The organism is Streptomyces sp. MnatMP-M17 (assembly GCF_900091995.1).
In the GTDB taxonomy this organism is placed as follows: Bacteria; Actinomycetota; Actinomycetes; order Streptomycetales; family Streptomycetaceae; genus Streptomyces.
Genome location: NZ_FMDK01000349.1, coordinates 1 through 5623 on the forward strand (window position 1 = coordinate 1; position 5623 = coordinate 5623).

Here is a 5623-nt window from a genome sequence, read left to right on the forward strand (position 1 = left end):
GCCCCGCGGCGCCAGCCGCTCTCAGCGGCTGTGCCGCTCCGTCGGCTCTCCCGTCGGCTCCCCAGGCCGGTCAGCCCGGCCCCGCCGTGGCCCAGGCCACGCCCGACTACCCGTACGCGCCCTGCGGCAATCCGCCGGTGAAGCTGGAGAAGCAGGCCCAGGAGTTTCTGAACCAGCTCGCCGCCGAGGACGGGACGCCTCTGTACGACCTCTCGTACGCGGCGGCGCGCGAGGTGCTCGACAAACTCCAGTCGGGCCCCGTCGACAAACTGCCCGCGGAGATCAGTGAGCGGACCGTACCCGGTGGTCCGACCGGGCCCGTCTCCATCCGCGTCGTCCGGCCGCCCGGAATCACGGGCCCGCTGCCCGGCATCGTCTATCTCCACGGCGGTGGCTGGATCCTGGGCAACGCGCAGACCCATGACCGGCTCGTACGCCAGATCGCCAACGGCGCCCGCGCCTCGGTGATCTTCGTCAACTACACGCCGTCCCCGGAGGCACAGTTCCCCGTGCCGATCGAGCAGGCGTACACCGTCGCCAAGTGGGTCGCAGAACACGGCGGCGAGATCGGCGTCGACTCCTCCCGGCTCGCCATCGCCGGTGACTCCGTGGGAGGCAACATGACCGCCGCCGTCACCCTGATGGCCAAGCAGCGCGGCGGGCCGAGCTTCCGCCAGCAGGTCCTGCTGTACCCGGTCGTCGACGCGCGCTTCGACACGCCGTCGTACAACCGGTTCGCGGACGGCTGCTGGCTCACCCGCCGGGCGATGGAGTGGTTCTGGGACGCGTACGCCCCGGACCACGCGGTCCGCAACCAGCCGCTCGCCTCGCCGCTGCTCGCCACCGTCGAGCAACTCCGCGGGCTGCCCAAGACGTTGGTGATCACCGACTCCGACGTCCTGCTGGACGGCGCCAACGCCTACGCGGACAAGCTGCGCAGCGCGGGAGTCCCGGTGACCAACCGTCACTTCGCGGCCATCACCCACGACTTCATGATGCTCAACGCCCTGGCGGGCACCGACGCCGACAAGGCGGCCGTCGCGGAGACCACCAAGACGCTCCGCGAGGCGCTGTACGGGAAAGAGAAGGCAAAGGCCGGTACGAAGTGAGCCGGCGCTCCGTCGAAGCCTTGGCCGGTCCGTTCCCCGGGCCGGTCACGGCAGCCTGCCCTTGGCCGGACCCGTGGCCCCTCGTGGGCCCGTCCCGTACGGCGGCTCATGCCCACAGCGCCCCGGCGACGGCGGTACCCACGAAGGCCGCGCCGAGCCCGGCAATCACGCTCGCGATGACATTGGCAGCCGCGTAGAACTTGGCGCCGTCCTCGGCCAGCCGCAGCGTCTCGTAACTGAACGTGGAGTATGTCGTGAGTGCCCCGCAGAGCCCTGTCCCGATGAGCAACCGCACCGAGGAGGACGCCGCTCCCGCCGCGACGGCGCCCGTCAGCAGCCCGAGGACCAGACATCCCACCACATTGACCGTGAACGTCCCCCATGGGAAGACGGTGTCGTGCCGGGCCTGCACCGCCCGGTCCGTCAGATACCGCAACGGTCCGCCGACCGCTGCCCCGGCCAGGACCAGAAGCCAGTTCACCGGTCCTCCTCACGTTCCGTGTACCGGATGACCTCGCACTCGTCGAGCACGACCAGTCCCTCCCCGATCAGCTCGTCGAGCTGCGGCAGAAACGCCCGGATCTTCTCCCCGGCGTCCACGATCACCACCGCCATCGGCAGATCCTCGCTCAGCGACAGCAGCCGCTGCGTATGGATCAGCGACGACGCGCCGTACCCTTCGACGCCGCGGAAGACGCTCGCTCCCGCCAGCCCCGCCGCATGCGCCCGGTGCACGATCTCCGTATAGAGAGGCCGGTGGTGCCAGAGATCCGATTCCCCGACGAGGATGGTCATCCGCAGGGCCGTGCCCGCCAGCTTCGTCATGCCTGCCTCCACGCCACGACGCGGCGTGTCACCCACACCGCGGCCCACACCGCCGCGAGAGCCGCGAGCAGCGTCAGTCCCAGATAGGCCATCCCCGTACGGGCCCGGCCGGCATCCACCAGACGTTCGATGTCCACCGCATAGGTGGAGAACGTGGTGAATCCGCCCAGTACACCGGTGCCGACGAACGGACGGATCAGCCGGTGCGCCGTCCAGACCTCGGTGATCACCACCATGAACACACCGATCAGCGCACAGCCGCTGATATTGACGGCGAACGTGGTCCAGGGGAAGCCGCCCGTGGCGGTCGGCCAGATCAGCGAAGCGCCGTACCGGGCCGCCGCGCCGCACATCGCGCCGAGCGCAACGACGGCCACCACCGGCCAGGGCACCGGCGGGCGCGCCCGACGCCGCCCGGGGACGGAAAGATCGACGTCGGGATCGGCATCGGGACGGCCGGACCGATCGGCGGGCTCTTCCATCGCACGGCTCCGGGGAACTCGCACCACCATGCTTCTCCTACTCGCCCGGCGCCCGGATCAGGGCGCGCTCCTTCGCAAGTAGGGACCGTTGGCGGCCTGTCACCGCGGTTCGGGTACGGCGGGCCCCACCGCCGCGCGGCATTCCTCGGAATGCTTCGTGGTCAAGGCTAGCTCCAGGGGCCGTCAACGCGCCAACCGTGCTCGGGCAGGCGGCACCTGCGGCTACGACATCCCGGGATGTCCCGGGGGCTATGCGTCCCGGGGCTATGACATCCCGCGTCGCCGTGCCGCGCTGTTCGGTTCGGCGGCCCGCAGATCGGCCAGCAGCTCGGCCTGGCCCGTCAGCAGCCCGGACAGGATCGTCCGTGCCACCTTGAGCAGCTCCGCGACATTCGGGTTGGCCAGCGTGTAGTAGACGGCTGAGCCCTCCCGGCGTGTGGTGACGAGATTGGCACGGCGCAGGACGGCCAGTTGCTGCGACAGATGCGACGGTTCGACTCCGACCTCGGGCAGCATTTCGGAGACCGCGTGCTCGCGTTCGCTCAGCAGCTCCAGCACACGGATGCGGACAGGGTGTCCCAGCGTCTTGAAGAACTCCGCCTTCAACTGGTAAAGCGGCGCGCTCATCGTGCACGCCCAGGGCGTCGCACGCATCCAGAACTCATCGTCATGGGCCCATCCTCGCGCCTTCGCGCCGAACTGATGACCTTCGGAATTGCCAAGGCCAGCAAGACAGGGCCTACAGAGGCAGGGTGATCCAGATGCTCTTGCCCCGGCCGTCCGCGTCGCCGCGTACGACCGCGGTCCCGCCGAGGCCGAGCGTGAGCTCGACCACGGTGGCCAGCCCGCCGCTCCCGGCGCCGGTGACCGACGTGTACAGGGCGGGCTGATAAGGATGGCGGTCGTGGACGGCGAACGCGAGCGTGTCCGGCCCGGCCGCGTAGATGCAGCTCCTCCAGCAGCTCGTTCTGCCCGGCGAGCATCTCGGTCAGGATCCGCCGGGCGGCCCGCATCAGCTCCGCCACATCGCCGCCGGCCAGTTCGTACACCACGGTCGGGCCCTCACGGGTGGCCGTCACGATGCCGGAGCGGCGCAGCACCGCGAGCTGCTGGGAGAGACTCGACGGTTCGATCCCCGTCGCCGTGAGCAGATCCCGTACGGGCATCGGCCCGTCCTGCAACAGCTCCAGCACCCGGATCCGGACCGGATGCCCCTCGAATCCCATGCCGCGGACCGGAAGGCGGGGTCGCGCCCCCGGGTGGTCGTCCAGACGGTGTCGCGGCCGACGGCCTCGTAGCTGACAACGGCCGCGCAGCCCGTGGGGGGAGCACCGGTCCCGGCAGCACCGCGCGGGCCGCCCCTGATCTGCTCAACTCCGGTGCGGGGAGGAATAATTCCTTATTCACGCCTGCCACTCTCTGGGTACCATCCTGCCTCCAGGTTCGAGCTTTTGTTCTGTGTTCGGACGTAATTGAGCGACCGTCAGGTTCGCGGGCTTGAGGCCGTCGAGTCCTGTCGGCCCCGCCGCGTCCTTCGGTCGGCTCCCTGATCAGAAGTGGCACTCCATTGCGCTCCAGACCTCCAGGGTCTCCCAGACCCTTGCATCGGCTTTCCCGCTTGACCAGCCGTCTGCTCCCGCCGTTGCTCGCCATGGCCGTGGTGGCCGGGGTGGGTGTGAGCGCCGACTACAGGGCACCGCGGACCGAGCCGGCCGCCGACTACGACTGGTACGAGGACACCGCCGCCGAGCAGTTGCGGCAGGACCAGTGCCTGATGAGCGACGTACTGCGACTGGGCGGGCCGGCCATGGCCGCCACCGCGAAGGACGGGCTCAACCAGAGTCCGGAGCGGCTGCGGGAGCTGGCCGACCGGGACTTCTGGGAGGACACCCCGCTCGCCACCGCGTACGAGTCGGACCGGGATGCCGCGCACGCTGAGCTGAACCGGCTCAACGATCTCCACGACAGCTGGAAGATAACCGGGCTGGAGACGCCGGGCGGCTTCAATTCCGTCGCCGACTTCCAGTGGCCGCCCGGGACCAGCGGTGACGACGGCGAGGACTTCCACACCCAGACTGGCCTCAAGACGTGGATCGCCGACCGGTTCTGGAAGAGCGAGTACGACTTCTACGAGGACGCGACTCCGCCGGCCGACGCGGCGACCGTCGCGGCGGTCAAGGCTCTGGGACAGCCGTTGTACGGCAGCGACCCCAGTCCGTCCGCGCCGGACTGGAACCGGCAGCTCGCCCTGCGGGACGCCTACGAGCACCTGACGGACTGGAGCCTGGAGCCGACCGGTGCGGACAACGCCCGCATCTTCCTGAGCTCGGGCGGTTTCCCGGACAAGGCACCCGTGCCGGGTACCGCCGAGCACCGGGTCGCGGTCGAGGACCTCAAGTCCCGGTTCGCCGCCTGTGCGTGGCGTGATCCGATGGACCCGGAGAAGGTCCTGGGCGAGGTCTCCGCGACCGCCGCGGCGGAGTGGCAGCAGGAGATCGGCTCACAGGCGGCCAAGCGCAACGACATCCTGACCGCGAACAAGAACGCCGTCCAGGCGCTGACCGTGGCCTCCGAGTCGATGGGCAAGATGCTCGGCCACTCGTGGGTCGCCGACCACATCACCCGCTGGCAGGACTACTGGTCCTCGGGCGGCATCGGCTGGATCGGCTCCTCCCCGATGGCCGTCCAGATCCCGGGCGCGACCGGCAAGTGCCTGGGCGTGCAGGGTTCCGGCACCGCGAGCGGCACGGCTGTCGAGGTCGTCACCTGCTCCACGGCGGCCGCCCAGCAGTGGAGGATCTACGGGGGCTACGGCGACGGCTACAGCCTCCAGAACGTGAACTCGCAGAAGTGCCTCGACGTCGCCACCAACCAGACGAAGATCCAGATCTGGACCTGCAACGGCACGCCCATGCAGGTGTGGAAGTTCAGCGTCCGGGCCGGCGCCACCCTGCAGAACCTGGGGGCGAACAAGTGCCTGAACTTCCCGACGTACACCGTCGGACAGGACGCCCTCGCGGCCACCTGTAGCACCGCTGCCACGCAGAAGGTGCTGTTCAAGGCCTCCGAGCACAACGGCCTCGTTCCGCCGACGGCGGAGTTCACCACGGCATCGCAGCGGCTGAGCGCCGCGCGCGCGGGAGCGCAGGCCGAGCTGGCCGAGCTCAAGCGCCAGGCGACGGCCGCGACGGCCGCCCAGACCGCCAG

6 protein-coding genes and 2 pseudogenes are annotated in these 5623 nt (G+C 69.9%); 2 read left to right on the forward strand and 6 right to left on the reverse strand.

Going from position 1 to position 5623, the window contains the following annotated elements; all coding sequences use genetic code 11:
• Positions 1-143 precede the first annotated feature (143 nt).
• Complete coding sequence (locus GA0115259_RS16315; protein ID WP_202450053.1) at positions 144-1109, forward strand: alpha/beta hydrolase; 966 nt, start codon at positions 144-146, stop codon at positions 1107-1109.
• A gap of 106 nt (positions 1110-1215) precedes the next feature.
• Here GA0115259_RS16315 and crcB (GA0115259_RS16320) read toward each other — a convergent pair whose 3' ends face one another.
• The 6 genes and pseudogenes from crcB (GA0115259_RS16320) to GA0115259_RS16345 all read right to left on the reverse strand — a co-directional run.
• On the reverse strand, positions 1216-1590 hold the full coding sequence (gene crcB, locus GA0115259_RS16320; RefSeq protein WP_093597072.1) for a fluoride efflux transporter CrcB: 375 nt from the start codon (positions 1588-1590) through the stop codon (positions 1216-1218).
• Positions 1587-1934, reverse strand: coding sequence for a DUF190 domain-containing protein (locus GA0115259_RS16325; RefSeq protein ID WP_093597075.1), 348 nt, complete (start codon positions 1932-1934; stop codon positions 1587-1589). The genes crcB (GA0115259_RS16320) and GA0115259_RS16325 overlap by 4 nt, the downstream gene beginning before the upstream one ends.
• Positions 1931-2416 carry a fluoride efflux transporter CrcB gene (gene crcB / locus GA0115259_RS16330; protein ID WP_093597078.1) on the reverse strand — a complete coding sequence of 162 codons (486 nt, stop codon included), beginning with the start codon at positions 2414-2416 and terminating at the stop codon, positions 1931-1933. The genes GA0115259_RS16325 and crcB (GA0115259_RS16330) overlap by 4 nt, the downstream gene beginning before the upstream one ends.
• A 264-nt stretch (positions 2417-2680) precedes the next feature.
• Positions 2681-3043 (reverse strand): ArsR/SmtB family transcription factor, encoded by a 363-nt coding sequence (locus GA0115259_RS16335; RefSeq protein WP_093597081.1) that lies wholly within the window; start codon positions 3041-3043, stop codon positions 2681-2683.
• A 112-nt stretch (positions 3044-3155) separates the two neighbouring features.
• Positions 3156-3362, reverse strand: a pseudogene (locus GA0115259_RS16340) (ATP-binding protein); the annotation flags it as partial.
• Position 3363: 1 nt separating this feature from the next.
• Positions 3364-3642, reverse strand: a pseudogene (locus GA0115259_RS16345) (ArsR/SmtB family transcription factor); the annotation flags it as partial.
• A gap of 392 nt (positions 3643-4034) precedes the next feature.
• On the opposite strand from GA0115259_RS16345, the gene GA0115259_RS16350 reads away from it, so the two are divergent.
• Positions 4035-5623: RICIN domain-containing protein (locus GA0115259_RS16350; RefSeq protein ID WP_237540081.1), on the forward strand; the 1589-nt coding region annotated here is incomplete at its 3' end.

Bases quoted from the DNA above. Each gene is read 5' to 3' on its own strand.
- GA0115259_RS16335 (WP_093597081.1), bottom strand. From the start codon at position 3,043: ATGAGCGCGCCGCTTTACCAGTTGAAGGCGGAGTTCTTCAAGACGCTG.
- GA0115259_RS16325 (WP_093597075.1), bottom strand. From the start codon at position 1,934: ATGACGAAGCTGGCGGGCACGGCCCTGCGGATGACCATCCTCGTCGGG.
- crcB (WP_093597078.1), bottom strand. From the start codon at position 2,416: ATGGAAGAGCCCGCCGATCGGTCCGGCCGTCCCGATGCCGATCCCGAC.